Consider the following 25,811-nt stretch of genomic DNA (forward strand, 5'->3'; position numbering starts at 1 on the left):
CCGGTGGTGCGGACCTCGGGGTCCGCGCCACCGGCCGTGGCGGTTCTCCTGCACTACCTTCATTGCACCTTCATTGCACCTTCATTGCACAGCCGACTCGGAGGTCATCCGACACCATGCGAACTCGACACCTGCGCGACATCGCGCCGATGAGGCGAGGTGCTGTCGTCAGCATCCTGGTCGGCCTGGTCATCGCGTTGCTGTCGCTGCCGAGCAGCAGCGCGCCCGGTGATCCCGATGTGCCTGGCGAGAGCGATCTTCCGGGCTTGGATGGTTACGCCACCGAACGGGGTACGGTCGCCAACAGTCAGGGCACCGTCGTACGACGCTCGAAGATGTACATCACGATCGGTCCCGAGAACCCCATTTGGGGTGTCTTCTACAGCAACCTCTTCAACTCCCCGGTCGACAATCCCACGGGGTTCAAGAACCTCTGCTCACAGCGCAATCCGGTCTGCGTGCCGGACCCCTTCGAGCAACCTGACTGTGCCACGTCCGATCCTGAGACACAGTTTCGCGGAGCGTTCTGGCGCTACCGTCTGTATCCGGTCTCGCCGCGCGCCAAGAGTGCGGGCGGAGGCGTCGACGTCGGCGTCATCGCGCGGACGCGTGTGAACCTGCTCGCCTTCGGCTCCGTGCCGGCATCCGCCACCCTGACGTTGACGACGCCCCGCGTGGCGGGCAAGGTCGAACCGCTCAGGATCATGCTCTGGTCGCTCAACCGGCGTGGCTGTGAGACGACAGGAAACGACGCTCACTGGTATCACGCCCACGCCTTCGTCGAGGGCCGGGTGAACATCGCCATCAGCGACCTTCGCGTCGACGGGGTCCCAGTCGACGTCGGCGACTCGTGCCGCACCGCACGCCCAGCTCAGCTCTCGTTGTACAACGAGGGGCAGGCGGCCAGCGGTGGCTACTCCGGAGGTGGTGGCGGGAATCTCGGCGCGTTCGACGGTCTCCAAAAGGGCTCGCTCGGTCCTCTCGACTCGCCTCTCTACTATGAGGACCGCGGTCGGACGCTCCCCGACTCGACGGGCATGACCATTCCCGAGTTCACCGGCTGCAAGGGTACGAGCGATGATCTGAGCCCCCTGGTCACCGCCATGGCGTCCGGGCCGAACAACCCCGTTCGGGTCACCCAGTCGGGCGTCGTCACCCCGGACGGCGGGGTCGATCTCGACGACCTCGAGAAGTGCTACACCTACCCCGACGGCGTCAAGCTCTGCCCGACGCCGCCCGACGCCCCGCCCACTCCGCCGATCCCGGCCGGTGAGCAATGATGAGGGCTCGCTACCGCGGTCGCCTGGGCGCGCCGACGACTCTGGCCATCGCCGCGACGGCACTCCTCATCACGACCGTGACGACGGTCGCACACGCCGCAACCACCTACACGCCCGCGGGCGGCCCAGGGCTCGCGTTCGTGGCGAGCCGAGGGCAGCCGACGATGTCCGGTCTCGTCGTCACCCTCATCGAGCCTGCCCAGTCGATCACCTGCACCGGCTTCTCGCTGACCGGATCGGTGGTCAGTCCGGGAGCAAGCAGGGCCTACGGTGTCGATGCGGCCACGCTGGGATCGCTCAGTGCGTCCGGGTGCACCCACGGGATCATGGGCGGTACGTCGTTGACGGCGCTCACCACACCGAGCTTCAAGATCACCGGCGACGCGACGAACGGGCGCTGGCCCGCGCGCGTGGCCAACGTGCGGTGGCGGATTGTCTGGGCGAACTGCGAGTTCTATCTCGACGGCACCATCAACGGCGTCTTCGACCCCGCCACGCAGGTGTTCTCGCCCGTCGGCAACCCGCCCGCGTCGGGCTCGCCCTACGCTCCGACCGGGCTGGTCATCTCGGCCACGCCTGCACCGCCGACGGGCTCGATGTGCCTGACGCTTGACCTCCAGGCAGGCGACACCGTCGCGCTCTCCGGGAGGTTCACCAACACTCCGCCCGCCGGCAGCGCCGGCCTGACGGTGACCTCGCCCTGAGGTTCGCCGCGAACAGTCCGAGATCCGCGCCCGCGGCGCCGGAACGCCATCAGACAGGGAATCTCACATGACCCGACGCCTCACTCGCCTTGCCACCAGCCTTGGTGCCTCTGCCGTCTCCGCTGTCGTGGTCATCACGATGACGACGACAGCGGCCCAAGCCGGGACGACCTTCACGCCGAGCGGCGGACCGAACCTCACCTTCGTCGGCAGCTATGACAGGCCGGGCGACGCCCCGGACGCAGGCATCGTCCCCGGTTTCCTCCTCACCGACATCGACATCGGCCAGAGCTTCAACTGCTCGAGCGTCAGCGTGGCGGGCCCTGTCGTCAACTCCGGTGCCAGCCGGGCCTACCACGCCAATGTGGCTCAGCTGAGCGGCCAGGCTGCAGGGTGCACCAACCCCTTCTATGGCGCCACCACCGTGACTTTTCTCGGAACGTGGGGCGTCACCATCACCGGCGACCCAGCGAACGGGCAGTGGCCCGCCAAGCTCACCAACGTGAAGGCCAAGCTGAGTGCGGTCAACTGCGACATCTACATCGAGGGCTACGTGGTCGGTAGATTCGACACCACCACCCAGGTATTCGCGCCAGCCGGCAACCCTGTAGCGGGAGGCGCCACCTCATCCGCGCCGACCGGGCTGACGATCGCGTCGACGCCGGCACCGCCGACGGGTTCGATGTGCGCCACCCTGGACTTCCAGGCGGGGGACACCATCGCCATCACCGGCACGTTCACGAACGTCCCGCCGCCCGGGAGCATGCCGCTCACTCTCACGAGCCCTTGAGGGGGCAGCACGCAGCGTCCTGACCCTCCACCGAGAGCAGAGCCGCCGGTCGCAGCGCGACCGGCGGCTCTGTCGTCTCCGCGGTGCGCAGTGCCTTGTCATCGCACTGACAAGGGGGTCCGGGGCAGCGACGGAGGACGCCGCGCCGGCCCCGCCCGTCCGGGCGCGGCCGCCAAAAGTTGTCACCCGCGTCACAACATCCGTGTGGGGTCCCGGTGAATTGCGCGTGTCCTCTAGCCGCGACAGCGCGTCCCGCCTTGACTGAGGCGGACGACATGTGACCGTAGTCACGGGAGAGGGAGGGCCATGTCTCGGGCACCACACGGGGCGCGCACCAGGCGCAGCGTCGGCACCGCCGTGCTCGGCGCGCTCCTCGCGACGACGGGGCTGACCGGCGGCGTCGTGCAGGTGCTCCGCACCGCGACCGACCAGCCGGAGCCGGCTCCCGCGCCGTCCTCGCAGCAGACGTCCACCGCCGCCCAGGAGAGCACGCCGGTCGTGCCCGCCGTCGCGGTGGACCCGGCTGCCGTCGTACGCCGGCAGCGGGTCGGGGAACCGAGCGACTTCCCGGGGTCGCTCGGCTCCGTCCCGGCCGACGCGCTCGCGGCCTACCAGCGGGCGGCGGCGGTCCTCGACGCCGCGGACGGCTGCGGCCTGGACTGGACGGTGCTCACCGCGATCGGCCGGGTCGAGTCCGACCACGGCCGTGGGTCCGTCGTCGGGCGACCGCTCGACGGGCGCGGCGGCCGCGGCCAGGTCACGGACACCGACGGGGGTGCCCTCGACGGCGACCCGCGGTGGGACGCGCCGGTCGGGCCGCTCGGCCTGCTCCCCGCCACCTGGGCGCGGGTCGCGGTGGACGCCGACGCCGACGGGGTCCGCGACCCGCGCGACCTCGACGACGCCGCGCTGGCGGCGGCCGTGCAGCTGTGCGCCGGCCAGGACCTGAGCACCCCGCGCGGCCTCAAGACCGCGCTGCGGGCCTACCACCACGCTCCGGGCTTCGTGGACACCGTGCTCCGCCTCGCTGCCCGCTATGCCCGGCAGTCGGCGCAGGTACCGGTCGTCCCACCGCCCTCGACCCTCCCGACGCTCCCGGACGTCTGTGACTGCGCCCCGGCCCGCCCGCGTGACGACGCCGCGGCCCTCGGCACGCCGGCCGGCCCGACGCGCAGCCCGTCACCGACACCGACGCCCACGCCGAGCCCGACACCGACCCCCAGCACGACGCCGACGCCGAGCCCGACCGACGAGGCGACGGAGCCGACGACCGGGCCGACGGACCCGACGAGCGGCCCGACGGACCCGACGACCGGGCCGAGCGATCCCACGACCGCTCCGACGGACTCGCCCACCGGGCCGGCGAGCACCCCCACCGACCAGCCATGACCACCCGCACCGACAGGCAGGAGGCCCGCCATGGGCGGCACCGTTGAGGTCACCGGACTCACGAAGAGCTTCGGCTCCCAGAACATCTGGAGCGACGTCACCCTGACGCTCCCGCCGGGAGAGATCACGGCCCTGCTCGGCCCCTCCGGCACCGGCAAGTCGGTGTTCCTGAAGTCGCTGATGGGCCTGCTGCGCCCCGAGGCCGGCCGCTGCCTGGTCAACGGCGTCGACATGGTCACCGCCAAGGAGTCCCACCGCCTCGAGCTGCGCAAGAAGTTCGGCGTGCTCTTCCAGGACGGTGCGCTCTTCGGGTCGATGAGCGTCTACGACAACGTCGCGTTCCCGCTGCGGGCCCACACCCGCAAGAACGAGACGCAGGTGCGCGACATCGCCATGCAGAAGCTCGACATGGTCGGCCTGCTCGGGCAGGAGCACAAGCTGCCCGGCGAGATCTCCGGCGGCATGCGCAAGCGCGCCGGCCTGGCCCGCTCGCTGGTCACCGAGCCCGAGATCATCCTGTGCGACGAGCCGGACTCCGGTCTCGACCCGGTGCGCACCGCCAACCTGGCGCAGCTGCTGCTCGACGTCAACGCCCAGACCGACGCGACCATGCTCGTCGTCACCCACAACATCGAGCTCGCCCGCACCCTGCCCGACAACCTCGGCATGCTCTACCGCCGCCAGCTGGTGATGTACGGCCCGCGCGAGCAGTTCCTGCTCACCGACCACCCGGTCGTCTCGCAGTTCATGGCCGGCGACCCGGTCGGCCCGATCGGCATGAGCGAGGAGGTCGACCACTCCAGCAACGCGCCGCTGCTCGACGACTACGGCTTCCCCATCGACGGACCCTCCGGCGCGCCCACCATGGTCCGTGCCGGGGCGCGCGCGATCGAGGTGCTGCCGCGCCAGCTGCTGCCCGCCAGCGGCCGGCCGCGGCCGGCGACCGAGCGCCACGCCCGTCGGGTGGCGAGCGGCGAGGCGAGCCTGTACGTCGCCGACGACGAGGAGGCAGACCGACCCCCTGCCGTCGTCCGCCCCGACCCCGTCTCCCGCGCGCTCGACCAGACCGGCGCCTTCTTCGCGCTAGGGATCGACACCGTCCGGGCCGCCTTCAGGCGCCCGTTCTCCGCGCGCGAGCTGCTCGACCAGTTCTGGTTCGTCACCAGCGTCTCGTGGGTCCCCGCCATGCTCATCGCGATCCCGTTCGGAGCGGTGATCGCCCTCCAGCTCGGCACCCTGACCGTCCAGGTCGGCGCCCAGTCCTTCACCGGCGCGGCCTCCGTGCTCGCCGTCGTGCAGCAGGCGGCGCCGATCGTGACCACGCTGGTGATCGCGGGAGCCGGAGGTGCCGCCATCTGCGCGGACCTCGGCTCACGCACCATCCGCGATGAGATCGACGCCATGCGCGTGATCGGCGTCGACCCGGTGCAGCGCCTCGTCGTGCCGCGCGTCCTCGCCTGCGTGATCGCCGCAGTGCTGCTCAACGGCCTGGTCTCGGTCGTCGGCGTCCTCGGCGGCTACTTCTTCAACGTCGTCATCCAGGGCGGTACGCCGGGCGCCTATCTCGCCAGCTTCACCGCCCTCGCGCAGATCTCCGACCTCGTGGTCGGCGAGATCAAGGCCGTGATCTTCGGCTTCCTCGCCGGCGTGGTCGCGGCCTACCGCGGGCTCAACACCCGCCCCGGGCCCAAGGGCGTGGGGGAGTCGGTCAACCAGTCGGTGGTCGTCACCTTCCTGCTGCTGTTCTTCGTCAACTTCGTCGTCACCACGCTCTACCTCGAGCTGGTGCCCGGGAAGGGAGCCTGAGATGGCAGTGGGACAGCCGGGGTCTCGAGGCTCGGCCGCGGGCGGCCTCGCACCTCGACCGCCGAAACCGGCCGACCGCGGGCGGCCTCACACCTCAACGGCCGGACCGGCGAAGCGGCCGTGGTGGGACCGCCGGCTCGACCGGGTCGCCCAGTCCGGGCGGGACATCCGCTTCTACGGGCGGGTCATCGCCGGCATCCCCACCGCGCTGCGGCTCTACCCCAAGGAGGTGTGGCGGGTCCTCTCCGAGGTCAGCTTCGGCACCGGCGCCCTCGCCGTCATCGGCGGCACGGTGGGCGTGATGACCGGCATGAGCCTGTTCGTCGGAACCGTCGTCGGCCTGCAGGGCTACGCCGCGCTCGACCAGATCGGCACCAGCACCCTCAACGGCTTCATCTCCGCCTACTTCAACACCCGCGAGATCGCGCCGCTCGTCGCCGCCCTCGCGATGTCCGCGACCGTCGGCGCCGGCTTCACCGCCCAGCTCGGCGCGATGCGCATCAGCGAGGAGATCGACGCCGTCAAGGTGATCGGCCTGGACGCCGTGCCCTTCCTCGTCTCCACCCGCGTGGTGGCCGGGTTCATCGCGATCATCCCGCTCTACGTGATCGGCCTGCTGACGTCGTACGCCGGCAGCCGGCTGGTGACCGTGCAGCTGCGCGGGCAGTCCGCGGGCACCTACGACCACTACTTCCAGCTGTTCCTGCCGCCGGTCGACATCCTGCTGTCCTTCGGCAAGGTGCTGGTCTTCGCGGTGCTGGTGATCCTCATCCACTGCCGGCTCGGCTTCTTCGCCCGCGGCGGACCGGCCGGGGTCGGCGTCGCGGTCGGCAGCTCGGTGCGCCGCACGCTCGTCGTCGTCGCCGTGCTCGACCTGGCCCTCTCGATGGCGATGTGGGGCACCACCACGACGGTCAGGATCGCGGGATGAGCGCGGCGATGAGCGCGGGCCGGGTCCGCGACCTCCTCCTCGGCCTCGGGTACGGCGTCCTCGTGCTCGCGCTCGGCGTCGGGACCTGGCTCGCCTACGACCAGGTCTTCACCGACCGCAGCGACATCCGGCTCACCACCGGCACGGTGGGCAGCGCGCTGCAGAAGGGCTCGGACGTCAAGCTCAACGGCGTCCCCGTCGGCCGGGTGAGCGACATCGAGCCCCGGGACGGTGGCGCGACGCTGACCCTGGCGCTGGAGCCCGACGTGCTCGACGACCTGCCGGTCGAGACCACCGCGCGGCTGCTGCCCAAGACCCTCTTCGGTGAGCGCTATGTCGCGCTCGTCCGGCCGGACCGGGGCGGGCCCACCCTGGAGCCCGGCGACACCATCCAGCAGGACTCCTCGAGCGCGGCGGTCGAGCTCGAGGAGCTCTTCGACGAGCTCCTCCCCGTGCTGCAGGCGATCCAGCCCGACAAGCTCTCCGCCACCCTCGGCGAGCTCGCCCTCATGCTGCGCGGACGCGGCGCGGAGATCGGCGACACGGTCGTCGCCTGGGGGGACTACCTGGAGAAGCTCAACCCGCTGGCGCCCCAGCTGGCCGACGACCTCGCCGCCTTCGGCCGCGTCGCGCAGACCTACGCCGACGCCGCCCCCGACCTGGTCGACGCCCTGGAGAGCATGTCGACCACCTCCCGCACCCTCGTCGAGGAGCGCACCGCCGTCTCGAAGCTCTTCGCCGGCGTGATCGTCGCCGCCGACGACACCAACGGCTGGATGGTCGCGAACTCCGACACGATCATCACCCTCTCCGAGGAGAGCCGGAAGGCGCTGGAGGCGGTGGCGCCGTACGCCGTGCAGTTCCCCTGCCTCTTCAAGGCGCTGCGCGACTTCATTCCCGTCATGGACAAGACGCTCGGCAAGGGCACCGCCGAGCCGGGCGTGCACGTCGTGCTCAACGTGACCCCCGACCGCGGGCGCTACGTCCTCGGCAAGGACGACCCGCGCTACGCGACCAAGGGGGCGCCGCGCTGTCCCTACCAGGACGGCAGCGTCAAGGCGGTCTCCGGGCGAGCCACCGCCGACGGCTCCGACGGCCCGGAGCGGATCCTGCCGCCGCCCAGCGAGCGGGTGCAGCGGGTGTTCGCCGAGAGCGCCGGCCTCGGCGAGGCGAACTCGCCCGCCGAGAACCAGCTGATCGCCGAGCTGATGGCGCCCGAGGCGGGCGTCAGCCCGGCCGACTATCCGACGTGGAGCAGCCTGCTGGTCGGGCCGCTGCTGCGCGGCGCGGAGGTGGAGATCCGATGAAGCGCCCGATCCGAGCCGACCGCGCCCTGGGCGTCACGCTCACCAAGTCGCTCGTCTTCGCGCTGGTCACGGTGCTGGCGACCCTGGCGCTGGCCGGGACGATCCGCAACAGCAGCGGTGGGCCGGACAACGAGTACGTCGCGGTGTTCAGCGACGCCACCAGCCTCAACAAGGGCGACGACGTGCGGATGGCCGGCGTCAAGGTCGGCACCGTCACCGGCGTCGAGGTGAGTGACGACCGGCTCGCCCGGGTGTCCTTCACCGTGGCCGACAAGGCGCCCCTCGGCGAGGGTGCCCGCGCGATGCTGCGCTTCCGCAACCTCGTCGGCCAGCGCTACATCGCGCTCGAGCCCGGCAAGGTCACCGGCGGGCGGCTCGAGCCGGGGCACGTCTTCGACCTCGACGCCACCCAGCCGGCGCTCGACCTCACCGTGCTGTTCAACGGCTTCCAGCCGCTCTTCCAGCTGCTCGACCCCAAGGACGTCAACGAGCTCAGCGCCCAGATCATCGCGGTGTTCCAGGGCGAGGGGCCGACCGTCGAGGGCCTGCTCGCGAGCACCGCCAGCCTGACCTCCACGCTCGCCGACCGCGACCAGGTCATCGGCGACCTGATCACCAACCTGTCCTCGGTGCTCGGCGTGGTCGAGGAGCGCTCCGACCAGCTCGACACCACCCTGGTCACCCTCCAGCAGCTGGTCAGCGGACTCGCCGAGGACCGCGAGACGATCGGCTCGACCATCGAGGGGATGGGCGACCTCTCCGAGAGCGTCGCCGGCCTGCTCGAGGAGGGCCGGGCCCCGCTCAAGCGCTCCATCAAGGCCCTCGGCGACCTCTCCGGCGTCCTCGCCAACAACGAGGACGTCATCGAGAAGGCCCTGCGCACGCTGCCGACGAAGATCGAGCGGCTCGCCAAGCTCGCCAGCTACGGCTCCTGGGTGAACTTCTACATCTGCTCGATCGAGGGCCGGATCCCCCTGCCCGAGGGCTACTACGGCGATCTCGGCGTCCGGCCGGTCGCGGGGAGGTGCCGCTGATGGCACGCACGCAGCGGCGCTATCCGACCGCCTTCGCGGAGCGCAACCGGGTCGTCATCGCCGTCATCGGGATCGCGGCGCTCGTCGCCACCTTCTTCGCGACCTTCTACGCCGAGGACCTGCCCGTCATCGGCGGTGGCGCGAAGCACCAGGCCTATCTCGCCGAGACCGCCGGGCTGCGGGCCGGTGACGAGGTCCGGGTCGCGGGCGTCAAGGTCGGCAAGGTGACCGAGGTGGACCTCGCGGGCGACCGGGTGCTCGTCACCTTCCGGGTCAAGGGCGTCGAGGTCGGCAGCGAGTCGACCGCGGCGGTGAAGATCAAGACCCTCCTGGGCCAGAAGTACCTCGCCGTCGACCCGCTCGGCACCGAGGCGCTCGACGACCCGATCCCGCTCGAGCACACCACGACGCCGTACGACGTCAACGCGGCGTTCTCCGACCTGTCCTCGACGATCGGGGAGATCGACACCGACCAGCTCGAGCAGAGCATGTCCACCCTCGCGGAGGTCTTCGCGAACACCCCGGAGTCGGTGCGCGGCATGGTCGACGGGCTGACCCGCCTCTCGCACACCATCTCCAGCCGCGACGAGGAGCTGGCCCGGCTGTTCCGCTCCACCGCCGGCGTCACCGACACCCTCGCGGCCCGCAACGAGGAGATCGGCAAGCTCGTCGACGACGGCAACCTGCTGCTCACCGAGCTGGCCAACCGGCGCGAGTCGATCCGGCAGATGCTGCGCGCCACCACCACCCTCGGCGAGGAGCTGGCCGGTGTCGTCCGCGACAACCAGGACCAGCTCCAGCCGGCGCTGCTCAAGCTCGACAAGGTCGCGGCGATGCTGCGCCGCAACCAGAAGCACCTGGGCGACGCGCTCGAGGTGCTCGGTCCCTACTACCGGATGCTGACCGCCGCGATGGGCAACGGGCGCTGGCTCGACTCCTACATCTGCGGGCTCTTCGACGCGAAGGGCGCTCCGGTGCTCGACAACGACGTGGTCCGCGACTGCCGTCCGGGAGGTTCCTGATGAAGTCCTCGACCCTGCGCTGGACGGCGGTCGTCGCCGGACTCGTGCTCGTGGTGGCCGCGGCCGTCGTCGGCGTGCGGATGCTGCGGCCCGGCACCGAGCTGACCGCCGACTTCGACTCCGCGGTCGGCCTCTACCCGGGCTCCGACGTCCAAGTGCTCGGCGTGCCCGTCGGGAAGGTGACCAAGGTCGAGCCCGTCGGCGGCAAGGTGCGGGTGACCCTGCTCCTCGACGAGGGACGCAAGGCCGCCCCCGGCACCGGCGCCGTGGTGGTCGCGCCCACCCTCGTCAGCGACCGCTACGTCCAGCTCACCGAGCCCTGGGTCCGCGGCCCCGCGCTGGAGGACGGCGACCGGATCACCCGGACCGCGGTGCCCGTGGAGATCGACGAGATGTACAAGAGCCTGGCCGACGTGGGCGAGGCCCTCGGCCCCAACGGCGCCAACCGCAACGGAGCGCTCTCCGACTTCCTCGACGCCATCGCCGAGAACCTCGACGGGCAGGGCGCCTCGATCAACACGATGCTGCGCGACTTCGCGGAGGCCTCGGCCACCGTGTCCGGCGTCGACGACGACTTCTTCGCCACCGTCGAGAACCTCGACACCCTCAACCAGACCCTCCTCGACCACGACGCGGGCGTCGCCGGCGCCAACCAGCAGCTCGCCGTGGTGTCGCAGTACCTCTCCGAGGACCGCGAGAACCTGTCGGCCGCGATCACCGAGCTCGGCAAGGCCCTCGCGCTTCTCGAGGGCTTCGTCAAGGACAACCGCGGCGCCCTCAAGCGCAGCGTCGACGGGCTGCGCGGGCCGACCCAGGTGCTGGTCAACCAGAAGAAGTCGCTGGCCGAGGCGGTGCGCACCATCCCGCTCGCCCTGCAGAACTTCATCAACACCTACGACCCCGCGTCCAACACGCTCAGCGGGCGCGGCAACCTCAACGAGCTCACCCTGTGGAGCGACGACGGCAAGACGGCGCGCACCTCCGCGGACGCGCCGCCCCTACTGCTCCCCGGACTGGACGGAGCCCAGTGATGCGCACCGCGGCGACCGCCCGTCGTACGACGGCAGCGGCCCTGACCCTGCTCGGCCTCGCCGTCTCCGGCTGCGGCGTGCTCGGCGGCGGCGTGTACGACGCCCCGCTGCCGGGCGGCGCCGACGTCGGGTCCGACCCGCTGACGCTGAAGGCGGAGTTCACCGACGTCCTCGACCTGGTCCCGCAGTCCAGCGTCAAGGTCGACAACGTCCCGGTCGGTCGGGTCATCGACATCGACCTGGCCGGTGATGGTGACACGGCCGTGGTCACCATGGAGGTGCGCGAGGACGTCGACCTGCCCGCCGCCACCGTCGCCCGGCTCCAGCAGACCTCGCTGCTGGGGGAGAAGTACGTCGCCCTCGTGCGCCCTGAGGGCGGGGGCGAGAACATGCCCGCACCCGGACGGCTCGCCGACGGAGCCGTGCTGACCACCGCCGACACCGACGCCGCGGCCACCGCAGAGCAGGTGCTGGGCGCCCTGTCGCTGGTCCTCAACGGCGGCGGGATCGGGCAGTTCCAGGAGATCTCCCGCGAGCTGCAGCAGGCCGGCGAGGGGCAGACGGCCGAGGTCCGGGCCTTCCTCGACGAGGTCAACCGGTTCGTCGGCGTGCTCGACCGCCGCAAGGACGCCATCACCGGCGCCCTCGACGGTCTCGCCCGGCTCTCCTCGACCCTCGACGACGACCGCGAGCAGATCGCCCGCGTCCTCGACGAGCTCTCGCCGGGCATGAAGGTGCTCGTCGAGCAGCGCCCCCAGCTCACCCGGATGCTGCAGGCGCTCGACCGGCTCTCAAAGATCACGGTGCGCACCCTCGACGCCTCGCAGCAGGACATGGTCCGCGACCTGCGGGCCCTGGACCCGATCCTCTCGGAGCTGGCGAAGGCCGGGGCGGACCTGCCCCACTCGCTGGAGATCCTGCTGACCTATCCCTTCCCCGACTCGGTGCTCGGCGCGATCCGCGGCGACTACCTGAACGTCTTCATGACCACCAACTTCCGCACCCTTCCTGCGGGATGTGCGGCGGTTGGCTGCCTCTGGCCCCAGCCATCGGGGCCGCTGGCAGGCAGGTCGGCGGCCGGCTCCCGGACGTCCTCTCCCCGCCAGGAGCCGCCGCCGACCATGCTCCCCTCCACCGACAGCGCGAACCCGGCCACGGGCACCCCGACCGTGCCCGGACCGTCGATCCTGCCCAGTGCTCCCGCGAGCGGTACGCCGAGTGGGTCCGCCGGGACCCCGAGTGGGTCCCCCAGCGGGTCCGGCAGCCCGAGCGGCTCCACCAGCGGCTCACCCAGCGGGTCCGGCAGTCCCACCGGCCCGGCCACCAGCGAAGGAGGCGAGTGAGATGCAGCAGCTCACCCGCGGCGTCCACGTCAAGCTCGGCCTGTTCGTCCTGGTGGCCCTGCTGGGCACCAGCTATCTCGGCGCGTCGTACGTCGGCTTCACGCCGTTCACCGACGGCTACCGGGTCACCGTGTCGCTGCCCGAGGCCGGCGGCCTGTTCGTGCACTCCGAGGTCACCTACCGCGGCGTGCAGGTCGGCAAGGTGACCGCGATGGACCCGACCGAGGACGGGGTCGAGGTGACCGCCGAGATCGAGCCCGGCGCCCCCGACATCCCGGCCGACTCGACCGCGCGCGTGCGCAACCGGTCCTCGATCGGCGAGCAGTACCTCGACCTGGCCGGCAGCGACGCCGACGAGGTCCTCGCCGACGGCGACCGGCTCACGGCCGGCAGCGAGGCGCTGCCCGAGGACCTGTCCGAGGTGATCCGCGCCGGTCGCGACCTCGTCGCCTCCGTGCCGTCGGACTCGCTGGACACCGCGATCGACGAGGGCTACCTGCTCTCCCAGGGCGTCAGTGAGGACTTCGGCCGGCTGCTGGACACCTCGATGGACTTCCAGAAGGCGGCCGACGACAACTTCCTGGTCAGCGCGTCCCTGATCCGCAACGCCGACCGGGTGCTGGCCACCCAGGAGGACTCGAGCGCCGCGATCACCGCCTACAGCCGGGACCTGGCGCTGTTCTCGCAGACCCTGGCCGACTCGGACGCCGACCTGCGCACCCTCATCGCGGCCACCCCCGGCGCGGCCGAGCAGCTGAGCCTGCTCATCAGCGACGTCGGTCAGCCGCTGTCGAACCTGATGGACAACCTGGTCTCCACCGCCACCATCTTCGGCGCCAACGCGGCCGGCGTACGGGACTCGCTGATCCGGCTGCCGGAGGCCGTGAGCATCGGCTGGGCGACGACCAGCGGCCGAGCATCAGCCTCGGCATGGTGCCGACCTTCTTCAACCCCTTGCCGTGCGTCGAGGGCTACAGTGGCACGACCCGACGCCGGGGCACCGACGCGTCCGAGGGGCCGCCGCTCAACCGGCGCGCGGGCTGCACCGCACCGCGCGGCGAGGGCAACGTGCGCGGTCCCCAGGCCGTGGCCGGGACCGGCGACGCGCCCGTGCGCCGACCGGACGCCGACGTGGTCGAGGACCTCGGCGAGCTCCTGGGAGGCGGACGGTGAGCGGACCGGGAGGCGGCACCGTGACGCCCGCCGTGGCCGGGCACGACGAGGAGGAGCGCACCATCAGCGAGGACGTGCAGCAGCAGGACCAGGAGCAGGACCAGGAGCAGGTGCAGGCTGTCGAGGCGAGCGAGCGGCCGGAGCGGTCCGGCGTACGCTCCCTCGAGCTGGGCCTGGCCGTGCTGGCCGCCGTGGTGCTGGCCGTCGCGGTCGTCTCCTGGGTGCGCGCCGGCGACCACGACGCCGCGGCGGTCGAGCGCGCCGAGCTGCGCGACACCGTCCTGATCACCGCGCGCAGCCACATCGAGACGATGAACACCCTCGACCACCGCGACATCGCCGGCGGCCTGGAGAAGTGGATCGACGTCTCCACCGGCACGCTCAAGGACCAGCTCGTGGCGACCGACGAGGAGACCCGGCAGCTGATGGCCGACCAGCAGATGGTCTCGACGGGCAAGGTCGTCGACGCCGCCGTGGTCGACCTCACCGACAGCACGGCCACCGTGATCGCCTCGGTCGAGGTCACCGTCCGCGACGACGCCGACCCCGCCGCCGAGCCGAGCGTGAAGCGCAACCGCTTCGCCGCCGACCTGGTGAAGGTCGGCGGCGAGTGGCTCCTCGAGGGCCTCGACCAGGTGGCGGTGGAGCTCCAGTGAGCGCCGCGACGACCGTCGTACGACGCCACGCGGCGCTCGTCCTGGCCGCGCTCCTGCTCGCGGGCGCCGCCGTCGCCTTCTGGCAGGCCGACCGCGTCCGCGACACCGACCACGTCGGCAACCACGCGGTCGTCGACACCGACGCGACGACCCGCGTCCAGTCCGCCGTCGCCTCCGCGCTGGTGCGCGTGTTCAGCTACGACTACAACGACCCCGCACCGACCGAGCAGGCCGCCGACAGCCTGCTCGCCGGGCAGGCCCGCGAGCAGTACGACCTGCTGTTCTCCGCGCTGGAGGAGAAGGCGCCCGGCCAGCAGCTGGTGCTCACCGCCCAGGTCCAGGTGGCGGCGGTCAAGGAGCTGAGCGAGCGCTCCGCGACGCTCCTGGTGTTCCTCGACCAGGCCTCCCAGCGCGCGAGCGACGAGGAGTCGGCGGTCTCGGCCGCCCAGCTCTCGGTCACCGCCACGAAGAAGGGCGGGGACTGGCGGATCACCGGGATCGAGCCGCTCTGATCCCGGCTGTCTCGCGCAGGCTCAGGCGGCCGGATGGCGCAGCAGGTGGGCCTTGACGATCCTCAGGTCGTCCTCGACGCAGGACAGGCGATGGTCGACGGAGTCGACGCGGATGCCGAGGACCTCGGACACGTGGTCGATCTTGGCGTCGAGGCGGGTCTCCACGGCATCGATGCGGGTGGTGAGGCGGGCCTCGAGGCCCTCGATCTTGTCATCGAGTCGCTTCTCGACCGCGTCGAACCGGGCGTCGACCGCGTCGAACCGGGCGTCGACCGCGTCGAACCGGGCGTCGACCGCGTCGAACCGGGCGTCGACCGCGTCGAACCGGGCGTCGACCGAGCCGAACCGGCCGCGGAGCTCGGCCATCTCCCCGGACAGTGCGGCCAACCCGGCCCGCTGCTCCGCGCGAAGGGTGGACACCGTGTAGCGCGTCGAGAGGCTCAGGGCCGCGAACATGATCGCGCTGAACACCCCGAGCAAGGTCCAGATCTGCGGGTCGTTCACGAGGTCCACTCCTCCAGTCTGCAGCGCGTGGCCCGATCGTGCCACCGCGCCCGCGAACGCGCCATCGAGCCTCGAGTGCCTGTGGAGAAGCCCGGGAGGTCAGATGACGCCGGCCGCGAGCGCGACCTCGCGATAGGCCGCGGCCAGCGAGGCGACGGTCTCGTGGGCGTTGAGCCCGCTGGGGTTGGGGACCACCCACAGCCGAGCGCCGGCGAGGTCCTCGTCCTGCCGGCCGGGCACCGCCTTGGGCCGGGCGAAGGCGGTCCGGTACGCCGTGATCCCGGCGATCGCGACGACCCGCGGCCGCTCGCGGGCGACGAGCGCGGTGAGCCGGGCGCCACCGGCCCGCAGCTCCTCGGTGCTGAGCTCGGAGGCCTTGGCGGTGGCGCGGGGGACGACATTGGTGATCCCGATGCCCCGCTCGCGCATCATCGCGCGGTCCGCCTCGCTCATCCCGTCGGCGGGGTCGACGGGCTCGGTGATCACCCCGCCGCGCAGCAGGGCCGGGTAGAAGCGGTTGCCCGGGTGGGCGAAGTGGGTCTGCGTCGCGGCCGTCCACAGGCCCGGGTTGATCCCGACGAAGAGGAGCTTGAGCTCCTGGCCGGGGGAGTCCGGGAGCAGGTCGGGGACCACGGCGTCCCGGAAGGACTCCAGCTCGGCTCGGGTGAAGGTACGACGCGGCACGCGGCGAGCCTGTCACGATGAGCCGGTGACCGCGGAGCCGGCCCGGAACATGTTCGTCGAGGGCGACAACCTCGACGTGCTGGCGGCGTTGCCACCGCAGGCGCCGTCGTCGTTCGACCTGATCTACCTCGACCCGCCGTACAACACGGGCAACGACTTCGCCTACGCCGACGACTTCCGCGGCGCCCGGGGCGCCGGTGCGGCGGGGCGGCATGCCGCGTGGGCGGCGTACCTGCGCCCGCGGCTCGAGGCGGGGCACCGGCTGCTCGCCGAGACCGGTGCGCTCTTCGTCAGCATCGACGACCACGAGGTCGCCCACCTGCGCCTGCTCCTCGACGAGATCTACGGCGAGGCCAACTACCTCGCCCAGATCGTGGTCAACCTCAACCCCAAGGGCCGCCAGCTGGGCAGGGGCTTCGCGACCTCGCACGAGTACCTCCTCGTCTACGCCAAGGACGCCGCGCGCTGCGTGCTCGACGCGACGTCGGCGACCACCGTCGTCGAGGCGGACTTCCCGCTGGAGACCGCCGACGGGCGCCGGTACCGGAGACTGCCGCTGCGCAACACCAACAAGCGCTTCAACCCGCTCTCCACCCCCACGCTGCACTACCCGCTGTGGGGCGACCCCGGGACCGGCCGGGTCGCCGGCGAGCCCTTCCCGGGCGCGGTCGAGGTCAAGCCGGTCTTCGGCGACGGCACCCCGGCGGTCTGGCGCTGGTCGCGGCCGCGCGTCGACGAGCGCCCCGACGACCTCGAGTGCCGGGTGGTGCGCGGCACGCGCGGCGAGCGGGTCGACATCTACCAGCGCGACTGGCGCCACCCGGTCGGCGGGCGGCGCAAGAAGCTGCGGACCATCTGGCTCGCGGAGGAGGTCGGCTCGACCGACACCGCGGTCGCCGAGCTCAAGGAGATCCTCGGTCCCGTCTTCGAGTCGCCCAAGCCGACCGGTCTGCTGCTGCGCATCCTGGGGACGATGCCCGACGACGCGCGCGTGCTGGACTACTTCGCGGGAAGCGGGACCACCGGGCACGCCGTCGCGCTCGCCAACGCGGCGGACGGTGGCCGGCGTACCTGCCTGTCGGTGAACTCCGCCGAGCCCACCCGCCCGGGGTCCAACGCCGAGCGCGCGGGCTACGCCACCGTCTCGGCCATCACGAAGGCCCGGCTGCGGGCCGTCGCCGCGCAGGTGGGCGGCGGCTTCGCCGAGCTCGACCCCTCCTGATCAGTCGACGCCCGCCGCCTTCTCCAGCGCAGCGAGCTCGTCGTCGAGGAAGGTCAGCAGCCGCTGCAGGTGCGGCACGGTGCGGCGACAGCCGGTGAGCCCGAAGCCCATGTTTCCGGCGTACGACGTGCAGGTGATGTTGAGCGCCATGCCGTTGATGGGGATGGAGACCGGGTAGGTGCCCACGAGGTGCGCGCCGTTCCAGTAGTGCGGCACGCGGGGGCCGGGGACGTTGCTGATGATCAGGTTGTACGGCGGGCGGACGATGCCCTGCATCCTCAGCATCGGCACCACGATGGACGGCGCCATCCCGATCGCGCTCATCGCGACGATCTGCGCCGGCGTCATCGACGACAGCGCCTCCTTGCCGTCCTTCATCGACTGGCTGATCGCGCGCAGCCGGTCGGCGGGGTCGGCTCGGTCGGTGGCCAGGCGCACCATCACCGAGCCGATCGCGTTGCCGCCGTCGGCCGGGTTGCCGGCGGCGGTGCCGGCCTGCTTGGCCTTGAGGCCCACCGGCACCATCGAGACCAACGACTGCTCGGGCAGCGCATCGAGCTCGGTGAGATAGGTGCGCATCGCGCCGCTGCACATGGCGAGCACGACGTCGTTGATCGTCGTCCCGGTCGCCTTGCCGACCCCGCGGATCCGTTCGATCGGCCAGTCCTGGGCGGCGAAGCGCCGGGCGCCGGTGATCGGCTGGTTGAAGATCGTGCGGGGCGCCGCGAGGGAGACCGCCGAGGTCTCGTTGCGCAGGCCCTTGCGCAGGGTCTTGACCAGCGCGAGCGGCATGCCCGCAGCGTCGGCGCTGATGCTGAGCGCCGTGCGCACCGCATCCGCGGGGAGGTCGGCGATCGTGCGGGCGGCCGCCGTGGCGGCGTCTACGGCGGCCGCCGGCAGGGACTCCGGGCCGTCCCCGTCGCCGGCGGCTCGGTCGGAATCGGGGCGCCGCCGGCGGGACGCGCCGTCGGCGAACGGGGCCGGCATCCCGCGGCGCCCGGGGTCGGAGCTGAGCACGCTCGCCATCAGCCGCATCGCGGAGATCCCGTCGACGAGGGAGTGGTGGAGCTTGGTGTACATCGCCACTCGTCCGTCGGCCAGGCCCTCGATCACGTGGGTCTCCCACAGCGGGCGCTCCCAGGCCAGGCGCGTGGAGTGCAGCCGGCCGACGAGCTCCAGCAGCTCGCGGACCCGGCCCGGCTGGGGGAGCGCGCTGTGCCGCACGTGGTGCTCGATGTCGAACTGCTCGTCCTCGCGCCAGACCAGGGTGCCGCCGGTCTTCACCGAGCGGTGGGGGTGCTTGAGGAAGAGCGGGGCGATCCGCTCGGTGTCGCGCATCGACTCGAACATCTCCCGGACGAAGTCGGGCCCCGCGTCCGCCGGCGGCTCGAAGAGCTGCAGCCCGCCGACGTGCATCGGCATGTTGCGGTTCTCGGCGAGGAGGAACGCCGCGGAGGTCGGGTCGATCAGCTTGCCGGGAACGGAGACCATGGAGCAGCCCCTTTCGTCGCAGGAGGACCCCGATCCTCGCGCGTCGTGACGAGCGCCACAAGCGGTTCGGCCGCGATGGCGCGGGGGAGGAGTGAGCGGGGGTCCGCCGGGGTAGGAGGCCTGCGGCTGCAGGAGCTGTATCTAACTGTTCGTGCTGCTACCTGACCGGTAGACGGCTCAGGTAGCAGCACGAACGGCTAGTTACAGCGCGCCGCGATCGTGCCGGGCCGCCGGCACACGGAGGAGAACGGGTCTTTGAGCAACATCACTCCGCCCGGCTGGTACCCGGACGGCGCCGGCTGGGAGCGCCGCTGGGACGGCACGGCCTGGACCGACGAGCGTCGGCAGACGACACTCTTCGCGCCGGTCGACGAGGCCACGCGGGCGCGCTCTGCCCCCGCGCCGCGCACCGTCGTACCCGCGGCGCCGATGGCCGCGGCGCAGCTGGTCCCGCCCCCGCTGGCCCCGCCCCCACTGGCCCCGCCCCCACTGGCCCCGCCGCCGCTTGCCCCGCCCCCGATGCCGCCCGGGCCCACCGGGGCGCGCCGCGGGCGGCTCGGCGCCTGGGTCGCGCTGGCGCTCGTCCTGGTGGTCCTCGCCGCCGCGACCGGCGTCCTCGCGGCGCTGCGCCCCTGGGAGGGCGACGCCAGCGCCGCCGACGCGAGCGGCCCGGGCGAGCGCCCCGCCGCGACCCAGGGCGACCTCGACGGCGACGGCCACGGCGACGCCGTCTTCTACTTCTCGCCCGACTACGACAGCACCACGAAGGTCACCGCCGCCAGCGACGGCTCCGTGTTCACCACCAGCGAGCTCGCTGTCGAGCCCGGCGAGCGGCCGAACGACCTCTACCTGGACTGGGACGGCGACGGGGCGAACGAGATCCTCACCTGGACCTTCGTCAAGGACGCCGGCCAGCTGACCCTGTCGTCCGCGGACAAGGAGTTCCCGGGCGACCAGACCTTCCGGCTGGCGGTCTCCTCGCTCAAGGAGTACGGCGTGCGGATCCTCGTCCAGCCTGGCGACTTCGACGGCGATGGCGCGGCCGACCTCGCGGTGGCCGGCCCCCAGGACCGCGCGGTCGACGTCCACGTGCTGCTCGGCGACGGGGCGGGCGGCTTCGCGGAGCCGGTGCGCTGGGCGTCGGTGCCGAACGCGACGATCGACTCCACCGAGATCCGCAGCGGGGACTTCGACCACGACGGCGACGCCGACCTGTGGACCCGGCTGCCGGCGCAGGCGGTCACGGACGAGGACTACGCCGGCTTCTACTCCGGCAAGCAGGGCTACGCGATGCTGAGCTCGACCGGGCGCGAGTTCGAGGTCGGCGCGGTCTTCGAGAACGACCTGTACGCCGACGCCTATCTCGTCGGCGACGTCACCGGCGACGGCACCACCAGCCTGGTCGCGGTCTCGGCGAGCAGCTACGACGAGCAGGTCGAGGTGAAGGTCTACGACCTCGCCGACGGCCAGCCGCGCGAGCAGGCCGGCTTCACCGGCACCTCGACCATCGGGCAGCGCAGCCTCGAGGGGGCCGCGCTCAGCGACGTCGACGGGGACGGCCGCGCGGACGTGGTGTTCGTCGTCAAGGCGCGCGGCGAGGCGAAGTTCACCGGCGTCCAGGTGATGCTGTCCACGGGCGCGATGTTCGACCGCGCGACGGTCTGGGCCGAGACCCCGCCCTGTCCCGACGAGAGCTGCCGGATCGAGTTCCCCGCGCCCTGAGCGCCCTGAGCGCCCTGAGCGCCCTGAGCGCCCTGAGCGCCCTGGGCGCCCTGAGCGCCCTGCGCACCCTGGGCGCCGTGGTCCGAAGACCGCTCAGAGACCGGCCTTCAGCTCCGAGACGACCGAGTCGACGACCGCCACCAGGTCGTTGCCGGTGCGCTCGGCGACCGCGCGCTGGCGGACGTACGACGGCCCGCGGGTCGCGATGTCGAGCACCGAGGCCAGGGCCGCCTCGCAGCCGAGCCGGGCGGCGACCGGCTCCAGACGGGGGAGCAGGTCGGCGAGGTCGTCGGTCACCAGCCGCTCGTTCGACTGGGCGTCGAGGATGACGATCGCGTCGACGCCGTACCGCGCGGCACGCCACTTGTTCTCCTGCACGTGCCACGGCGGCATGGTCGTCAGGGTCTCGCCCGCCGCGACCCGCTCGTCGAGCCACACGACCAGGCAGTGCATGAGCGCGACCAGCGGCTCCATGTCGGCGAGGGTGGAGACCCCGTCGCAGATGCGGTTCTCGAGCGTCCCGTGCTTGATCGCGGGACGTACGTCCCAGCGGATCTCGCTGAGCTCGTCGATCACCCCGGTGGTCAGCTGGTCGTGGGCGAAGTGCTCGAACTCCTCCCAGCGCTCGAACTGGAAGGGCAGGCCGGCGGTCGGCAGCTGCTGGAACATCAGCGCCCGGTTGGACGCATAGCCGGTGTCGACGCCCATCCAGACCGGCGACGAGGCCGAGAGCGCCTGCAGGTGGGGGTAGTAGGTGAGCAGCCCGTTGAGCACCGGCAGCACCCGGTCCCGCTCCGGCAGCCCGACGTGCACGTGCACCCCCCAGATGAGCATCTGCCGGCCCCACCACTGGGTGCGGTTGATCAGCTCGGCGTACCGGTGTCCCTCGGTCAGCTGCTGTCCGGTCCAGTCCGCGAAGGGATGGGTGCCGGCGCCGTACAGGTCCAGGTCGAGGTCGTCGGCGGCCGCGGCGACGTACTGCAGGGTGTCGCGCAGGTCGCGCATCGCCTCCCCGACCGTGCCGCACACGCCGGTGACCACCTCGACGGTGTTCTTGAGCAGCTCCTTGTGGAGCTTCTCGGGCGTGGGCATCCGCGGCTTGGCGCGGGCGAAGAGGTGGGCGGCGTCGTTGCGCAGGTCCCGGCTCCGCCGGTCGACCAGCGCGAACTCCCACTCCACCCCGAGCGTCGGCTCGGCCGAGCCGTGGAAGTCGATGCGCACGCGATCAGCGTAGGGCCTGCGCGACCTGAGACAGTTGCGCCATGGACGACCTGCGGACCCTGCACCGCACGCTCGACCTCTCGCTGAAGGTCGGGGAGGTGCTGCTCTCCTCCGGCGCCGGCGCCGCGGACGTGGTGGCGACGATGCGCGCGCTCGCCCGCGCCCTCGGCGTACGCCACACCCAAGTCGACGTCACCTTCACCTCGCTGGCGATGAGCGTCCAGCAGGGACCGGACGAGCCGCCCGTCGTCCAGCTGCGCGCCGTGACCCAGCGCGACATCGACTACGAGGACCTGACCCGGGTCGACCACCTGGTCCGCGCCGTCGTCGCCGGCGAGGTCGACCTCGAGGGCGCGCGCACCGAGCTCGCGCGGATCGTGTCCTCGGGGCACGCCCGGCCGCGCTGGGCGGCGACCCTCGGGTGGGGGCTGATGTGCGCGGGCGTCGGCCTCCAGCTCGGTGGCAGCCTGGTCGTCATCCTGGTCGCGATGCTGGCGGCGATCTGCATCGACCGGCTCCAGCTGCTGATGACCCGGCGCCGGCTGCCGACCTTCTACCAGCAGGTCGCCGGCGGGGTGGTCGCCACCGTCCTCGCCGCGCTCGGCACCCGGCTCGCCGAGCCGTGGTGGCATCTCAACGCGTCCCTGGTCGTGACGGCGAACATCATCATGCTGCTCGCCGGCATCGGGTTCATGGGCGCGATCCAGGACGCGCTCTCCGGGTTCTTCGTGACCGGCGGGGCCCGGATCCTCGAGGCGGTGCTCGCGACCGCCGGCATCATCGCCGGCGTCAGCGGCGGGCTGTCCCTGTGCGCCGCGGTGGGCCTGGAGATCCCGCGTCTGACCCTGCCTCGCTTCGACCTGGTCGGCGTCACGGCGGTGGGCGTCGGGGGTGCGGTGGCGGCGGCGGCGTTCGCGTTCGCGTCGTACGCGCCGCTGCGCACGCTGCTGCCCGTCGGCGTGCTCGGGGGTCTCGCCCTCGCCGCGACAGAGATCATGTCGGAGGCCGGCTTCGGCCGGACCTGGGCGGTCGGGCTGTCCGCCTTCGCGATCGGCCTGTTCGGCTACACCGTGGGTCGGCGGTTCCGGGTGCCGCCGCTGGTCGTCGTGGTCTCCGCCGTGGTCCCGCTGCTGCCCGGCCTGTCGATCTACCGCGGCCTGTTCCTGCTCGGCGAGGACGGCGGCCAGCTGACCGCCCAGGGCCTGCTCGCCATGGTCACCGCCGCCTCCATCGCGATCGCCCTCGCCTCCGGCGTGATCCTCGGCGAGTACGTCGCCCAGCCGGTCATGCGCGAGGCCCGCCGGGTCGAGGCGCGCCTGGCCGGTCCTCGCCTCGTCGGCGTCACCCGGGTCCGCAGGAAGAGGGGCCGCACCCGCCGCGAGGTGTGAGCTTTGGGGCCGCGAGGTGCGAGAGGTGGGGCCGCGAGGTGCGAGAGGTGGGGCCGCGAGGTGCGAGAGGTGGGGCCGCGAGGTGCGCGTTGTGGGCTCCCACGAGTCACACGGCTTGTCGATGAGGTCGTTGCGACCCCACAGGCCAGAGGAGGACCTGCGTCGTCCACAGGCGTCGCGCGACCGCCGCCCCCGGAGGGCGGCGCCGGTCCACCCTCGGCCTCATGGAGCCATTCGACATCCTCGGGGGTACGCCGTTCACCGCCGCCACCGCCCGAGCGGCCGGTGTCACCCGGGACCGTCTGCGCCATCTGCGCGCGCACGGCATGGTGCGTCCCGTCCTCCGCGGCGTGTACGTCGCCACTGCCACCCCGGACAGCGTCGACCTGAGGGCGCAGGCCGCTGCGCTCGTCCTGCCGGACCATGCGGTGGTGTGCGACCTGTGCGCGGCGTGGCTGCACGGCATCGACCTCCTCGCGTTCGCCGAGCAGGTCCTCGTGCCGGACCTCGACGTCGTCTCCGTCGACGGCCACGAGGGAGCCCGCCGCCGGGGAGTGCTCGGCGGCAAGCGGATGCTCCTGCCCGAGGACATCACGACGGTTCGCGGGATCCGGGTCACCACGCCCCTGCGTACGGTCTGCGATGTCGCGCGCCTGCGCGGGCGCCTGCGCGCCATCGCGGCGCTCGACGCGTTCCGTCGTACGTTCGGGATCAGTGAGGCGCAGCTGCTCGCGATGCTGCCGCGCTTCACCGGTCAGCGCGGGGTGATCCAGCTGCGCGAGCTCATCCCGCTGTCGACGGACCGGGCCGACTCGCAGCCGGAGTCCTGGGTCCGGTTGCTGATCCACGACGAGGGGCTGCCCATGCCGGAGGCGCAGGTGGGGGCACGGCTGCCGGGCTGGGGCGAGGTGCGCATGGAGAACGCCTATCCCCACCTGCGGATCGCTGTCGAGTACGACGGGGAGGAGTTCCACAGCTCCGACGACGACCGCGAGTACGACGGGCTGCGTCGGGGCGCGCTGCGCGAGGCGGGCTGGATCGTCATCGTGGTGGGCAAGGACGACCTCGGCGCCCGCGCGCGACTGGCCTGGCTGGCCGAGCTGGCCGCGGCGATCGGGGAGCGGGCGCCCGAGGCCCGGGTCAAGCGGATCTACTCCCGCGGTCCGGACCAGCCGTCGTACGCCGGGCGACGGCCGCGCCGACGGTGACCAGCGCCCCACAGCTCACACCTCGCGCCCCCACAGCTCACACCTCGCGCCGCCACAGCTCACACCTCGCGGGCCGGGACCTTGGGCCCAGAGATCCTGGGCCCCGTCCCGGATGGGAGGGTCAGCTCTGGCCAATCGGTCCTGGCTGAGTTGCCGAGGCGTCAGGGACCCCGCGATTCCTAGTCTGAAACGGAGGGAATCGAAACGTGGGGAGATCGCGATGCGCGCAGTGCGCACGTTCATTGTCGTTGTGCTGGTGGCCGGCTTCGTCGGCCTCGTCAGCCCCGTGACCGCGACGGCCGTCTCGGCCGCCGTGGCCGGCGAGGGCGGCCGTCCCGAGCTCGGCCGGCCGGGCGAGGGCACGTCCGGCGTCGTGTTCAAGGGACGCGCCCGGCCGCGGTCGGTCGTCAGGCTGCAGGCCCGCGGGTCGTCGTACTGGACGACCGTCGGGAAGGACCGGGCCTCGAAGAAGGGGGCCTTCCGGATCGCGGTGCCCTATCCCGACCGCACCAGCACGTACCGGGTCGTGGCCGGCGGCAAGGTCAGCCAGACCCGCAAGGTGGCGCCCGCCCCCTCGAAGCCGAAGCCGCCCGCCCCGAGCGACGCCTGCGGCGTGCGCCCCGAACGTGCCGGTGGGGGCTACTACGACTGCACCTTCCGCGACGACTTCGACGGCACCGCCCTCGACCGCACCAAGTGGATGGTGCAGGAGACCCGCTTCAGCGGCATGTACGGCGGCAGCCAGGGCTGCTACGTCGACAACGACCGCACCGTCGGCGTGAGCGGCGGGCTGCTGCGGCTGACCTCGACGATCCTCGCCGAGGAGTTCCTGTGCCGCAGCCCGTACGGGTCCTGGATGACGAAGGCGGAGGTCTCCACGGTCGCCACGCGGTCGAAGTTCACCCAGACCTACGGGCGGTTCGAGGCGCGGATCAAGATGCCCGCGGAGGCGGGCATCGCGGGCTCCCACAGCGCGTTCTGGCTCTACCCGCAGGACCAGGCCTACGGCCGCTGGCCCGGCTCCGGGGAGGTGGACATCGCCGAGTGGTTCAGCGGCCTGTCCGCGAACGTCTACCCGTCGGTGCACTACGCCGGCGAGAACACGGCGCTCAGCTCGGGCTACAACTGCAAGATGCCGACGTCCTCGACGGAGTTCCACACCTACGCGGTGGAGTGGACGCCGACCGTGATGCGGTTCTACTACGACGGCAACCTCTGCTACAGCCACGCGTGGACGCCGACCGGGATGACCGCCCCCCAGCCGTTCGACAAGCCCTTCTACGTCGTGCTCACCCAGGTCTGGGGCCTCGGCTGGAACACCCGCGCCGCGGGCATGCCGGACACCTCCACCCTGCTCGTCGACTGGGTGAAGGCCTGGCGGTGAGCGGCCCGG

Annotated in this window: 23 protein-coding genes and 2 pseudogenes; 21 read left to right on the forward strand and 4 right to left on the reverse strand. The window is 72.1% G+C overall.

What is annotated here, in order from left to right; genetic code table 11:
- Positions 1-116 precede the first annotated feature (116 nt).
- The 16 genes and pseudogenes from ACJ5H2_RS04250 (at position 117) to ACJ5H2_RS04325 (ending at position 14,978) form a co-directional block, all read left to right on the forward strand.
- Entirely contained in the window at positions 117-1,280 is a 1,164-nt protein-coding gene (locus ACJ5H2_RS04250) for a hypothetical protein (RefSeq protein WP_408898326.1), read from the forward strand.
- Positions 1,281-1,357: 77 nt separating this feature from the next.
- Complete coding sequence (locus ACJ5H2_RS04255; protein ID WP_408898327.1) at positions 1,358-1,984, forward strand: hypothetical protein; 627 nt, start codon at positions 1,358-1,360, stop codon at positions 1,982-1,984.
- A 67-nt stretch (positions 1,985-2,051) separates the two neighbouring features.
- Positions 2,052-2,774 (forward strand): hypothetical protein, encoded by a 723-nt coding sequence (locus ACJ5H2_RS04260; protein WP_408898328.1) that lies wholly within the window; start codon positions 2,052-2,054, stop codon positions 2,772-2,774.
- A 306-nt stretch (positions 2,775-3,080) separates the two neighbouring features.
- Positions 3,081-4,163 carry a hypothetical protein gene (locus ACJ5H2_RS04265; RefSeq protein WP_408898329.1) on the forward strand — a complete coding sequence of 361 codons (1,083 nt, stop codon included), beginning with the start codon at positions 3,081-3,083 and terminating at the stop codon, positions 4,161-4,163.
- Between the two features lie 30 nt (positions 4,164-4,193).
- Positions 4,194-4,685 (forward strand): annotated as a pseudogene (locus ACJ5H2_RS04270) (ABC transporter ATP-binding protein); the annotation flags it as partial.
- Between the two features lie 567 nt (positions 4,686-5,252).
- On the forward strand, positions 5,253-5,969 hold the full coding sequence (locus ACJ5H2_RS04275; protein WP_408899585.1) for an MlaE family ABC transporter permease: 717 nt from the start codon (positions 5,253-5,255) through the stop codon (positions 5,967-5,969).
- A gap of 1 nt (position 5,970) precedes the next feature.
- Positions 5,971-6,900, forward strand: a complete 930-nt coding sequence (locus ACJ5H2_RS04280; protein ID WP_408898330.1) for an MlaE family ABC transporter permease — start codon at positions 5,971-5,973, stop codon at positions 6,898-6,900.
- Complete coding sequence (locus ACJ5H2_RS04285) at positions 6,897-8,207, forward strand: MCE family protein (protein ID WP_408898331.1); 1,311 nt, start codon at positions 6,897-6,899, stop codon at positions 8,205-8,207. Before ACJ5H2_RS04280 ends, ACJ5H2_RS04285 begins: the two co-directional genes overlap by 4 nt.
- Positions 8,204-9,241, forward strand: coding sequence for an MCE family protein (locus tag ACJ5H2_RS04290; protein WP_408898332.1), 1,038 nt, complete (start codon positions 8,204-8,206; stop codon positions 9,239-9,241). The genes ACJ5H2_RS04285 and ACJ5H2_RS04290 overlap by 4 nt, the downstream gene beginning before the upstream one ends.
- Complete coding sequence (locus tag ACJ5H2_RS04295; protein WP_408898333.1) at positions 9,241-10,263, forward strand: MCE family protein; 1,023 nt, start codon at positions 9,241-9,243, stop codon at positions 10,261-10,263. Before ACJ5H2_RS04290 ends, ACJ5H2_RS04295 begins: the two co-directional genes overlap by 1 nt.
- Entirely contained in the window at positions 10,263-11,294 is a 1,032-nt protein-coding gene (locus ACJ5H2_RS04300; RefSeq protein WP_408898334.1) for an MCE family protein, read from the forward strand. Before ACJ5H2_RS04295 ends, ACJ5H2_RS04300 begins: the two co-directional genes overlap by 1 nt.
- Complete coding sequence (locus tag ACJ5H2_RS04305) at positions 11,294-12,637, forward strand: MCE family protein (RefSeq protein WP_408898335.1); 1,344 nt, start codon at positions 11,294-11,296, stop codon at positions 12,635-12,637. Before ACJ5H2_RS04300 ends, ACJ5H2_RS04305 begins: the two co-directional genes overlap by 1 nt.
- Position 12,638: 1 nt before the next feature.
- Positions 12,639-13,511, forward strand: a pseudogene (locus ACJ5H2_RS04310) (MlaD family protein); the annotation flags it as partial.
- Positions 13,512-13,567: 56 nt separating this feature from the next.
- The gene (locus ACJ5H2_RS04315) at positions 13,568-13,810 is read left to right on the forward strand and encodes a hypothetical protein (protein ID WP_408899675.1); all 243 of its coding nucleotides are present in this window, start codon (positions 13,568-13,570) and stop codon (positions 13,808-13,810) included.
- Entirely contained in the window at positions 13,807-14,466 is a 660-nt protein-coding gene (locus tag ACJ5H2_RS04320) for a hypothetical protein (protein WP_408899676.1), read from the forward strand. Before ACJ5H2_RS04315 ends, ACJ5H2_RS04320 begins: the two co-directional genes overlap by 4 nt.
- On the forward strand, positions 14,463-14,978 hold the full coding sequence (locus ACJ5H2_RS04325) for a hypothetical protein (RefSeq protein WP_408899677.1): 516 nt from the start codon (positions 14,463-14,465) through the stop codon (positions 14,976-14,978). Before ACJ5H2_RS04320 ends, ACJ5H2_RS04325 begins: the two co-directional genes overlap by 4 nt.
- Before the next feature lie 21 nt (positions 14,979-14,999).
- On the opposite strand, the gene ACJ5H2_RS04330 is transcribed toward ACJ5H2_RS04325, so the two are convergent.
- Complete coding sequence (locus tag ACJ5H2_RS04330; protein ID WP_408898336.1) at positions 15,000-15,491, reverse strand: hypothetical protein; 492 nt, start codon at positions 15,489-15,491, stop codon at positions 15,000-15,002.
- 90 nt (positions 15,492-15,581) lie between these two features.
- A complete protein-coding gene (locus tag ACJ5H2_RS04335) occupies positions 15,582-16,166 on the reverse strand; it encodes a mismatch-specific DNA-glycosylase (protein ID WP_408898337.1) in 585 nt (194 codons plus the stop codon).
- Positions 16,167-16,191: 25 nt separating this feature from the next.
- Here ACJ5H2_RS04335 and ACJ5H2_RS04340 point away from each other — a divergent pair, with 25 nt between their 5' ends.
- Positions 16,192-17,388: a site-specific DNA-methyltransferase gene (locus ACJ5H2_RS04340; RefSeq protein ID WP_408898338.1), complete on the forward strand. Its 1,197-nt coding sequence runs from the start codon at positions 16,192-16,194 to the stop codon at positions 17,386-17,388.
- On the opposite strand, the gene ACJ5H2_RS04345 is transcribed toward ACJ5H2_RS04340, so the two are convergent.
- Positions 17,389-18,879 carry a WS/DGAT/MGAT family O-acyltransferase gene (locus tag ACJ5H2_RS04345; protein ID WP_408898339.1) on the reverse strand — a complete coding sequence of 497 codons (1,491 nt, stop codon included), beginning with the start codon at positions 18,877-18,879 and terminating at the stop codon, positions 17,389-17,391.
- A gap of 255 nt (positions 18,880-19,134) precedes the next feature.
- Between ACJ5H2_RS04345 and ACJ5H2_RS04350 the strand changes: the two genes are divergently transcribed.
- Entirely contained in the window at positions 19,135-20,601 is a 1,467-nt protein-coding gene (locus ACJ5H2_RS04350) for an FG-GAP-like repeat-containing protein (RefSeq protein ID WP_408898340.1), read from the forward strand.
- A gap of 93 nt (positions 20,602-20,694) precedes the next feature.
- On the opposite strand, the gene ACJ5H2_RS04355 is transcribed toward ACJ5H2_RS04350, so the two are convergent.
- The gene (locus tag ACJ5H2_RS04355) at positions 20,695-21,822 is read right to left on the reverse strand and encodes a glutamate--cysteine ligase (RefSeq protein ID WP_408898341.1); all 1,128 of its coding nucleotides are present in this window, start codon (positions 21,820-21,822) and stop codon (positions 20,695-20,697) included.
- Positions 21,823-21,863: 41 nt separating this feature from the next.
- Here ACJ5H2_RS04355 and ACJ5H2_RS04360 point away from each other — a divergent pair, with 41 nt between their 5' ends.
- The 3 genes from ACJ5H2_RS04360 (at position 21,864) to ACJ5H2_RS04370 (ending at position 25,802) form a co-directional block, all read left to right on the forward strand.
- The gene (locus tag ACJ5H2_RS04360; protein WP_408898342.1) at positions 21,864-23,210 is read left to right on the forward strand and encodes a threonine/serine exporter ThrE family protein; all 1,347 of its coding nucleotides are present in this window, start codon (positions 21,864-21,866) and stop codon (positions 23,208-23,210) included.
- A 224-nt stretch (positions 23,211-23,434) separates the two neighbouring features.
- Entirely contained in the window at positions 23,435-24,418 is a 984-nt protein-coding gene (locus ACJ5H2_RS04365) for a hypothetical protein (protein ID WP_408898343.1), read from the forward strand.
- Between the two features lie 220 nt (positions 24,419-24,638).
- Positions 24,639-25,802 carry a family 16 glycosylhydrolase gene (locus ACJ5H2_RS04370; protein WP_408898344.1) on the forward strand — a complete coding sequence of 388 codons (1,164 nt, stop codon included), beginning with the start codon at positions 24,639-24,641 and terminating at the stop codon, positions 25,800-25,802.
- The last annotated feature ends 9 nt before the right edge of the window (positions 25,803-25,811 follow it).

The organism is Nocardioides pymetrozini (assembly GCF_046058985.1).
In the GTDB taxonomy this organism is placed as follows: Bacteria; Actinomycetota; Actinomycetes; order Propionibacteriales; family Nocardioidaceae; genus Nocardioides.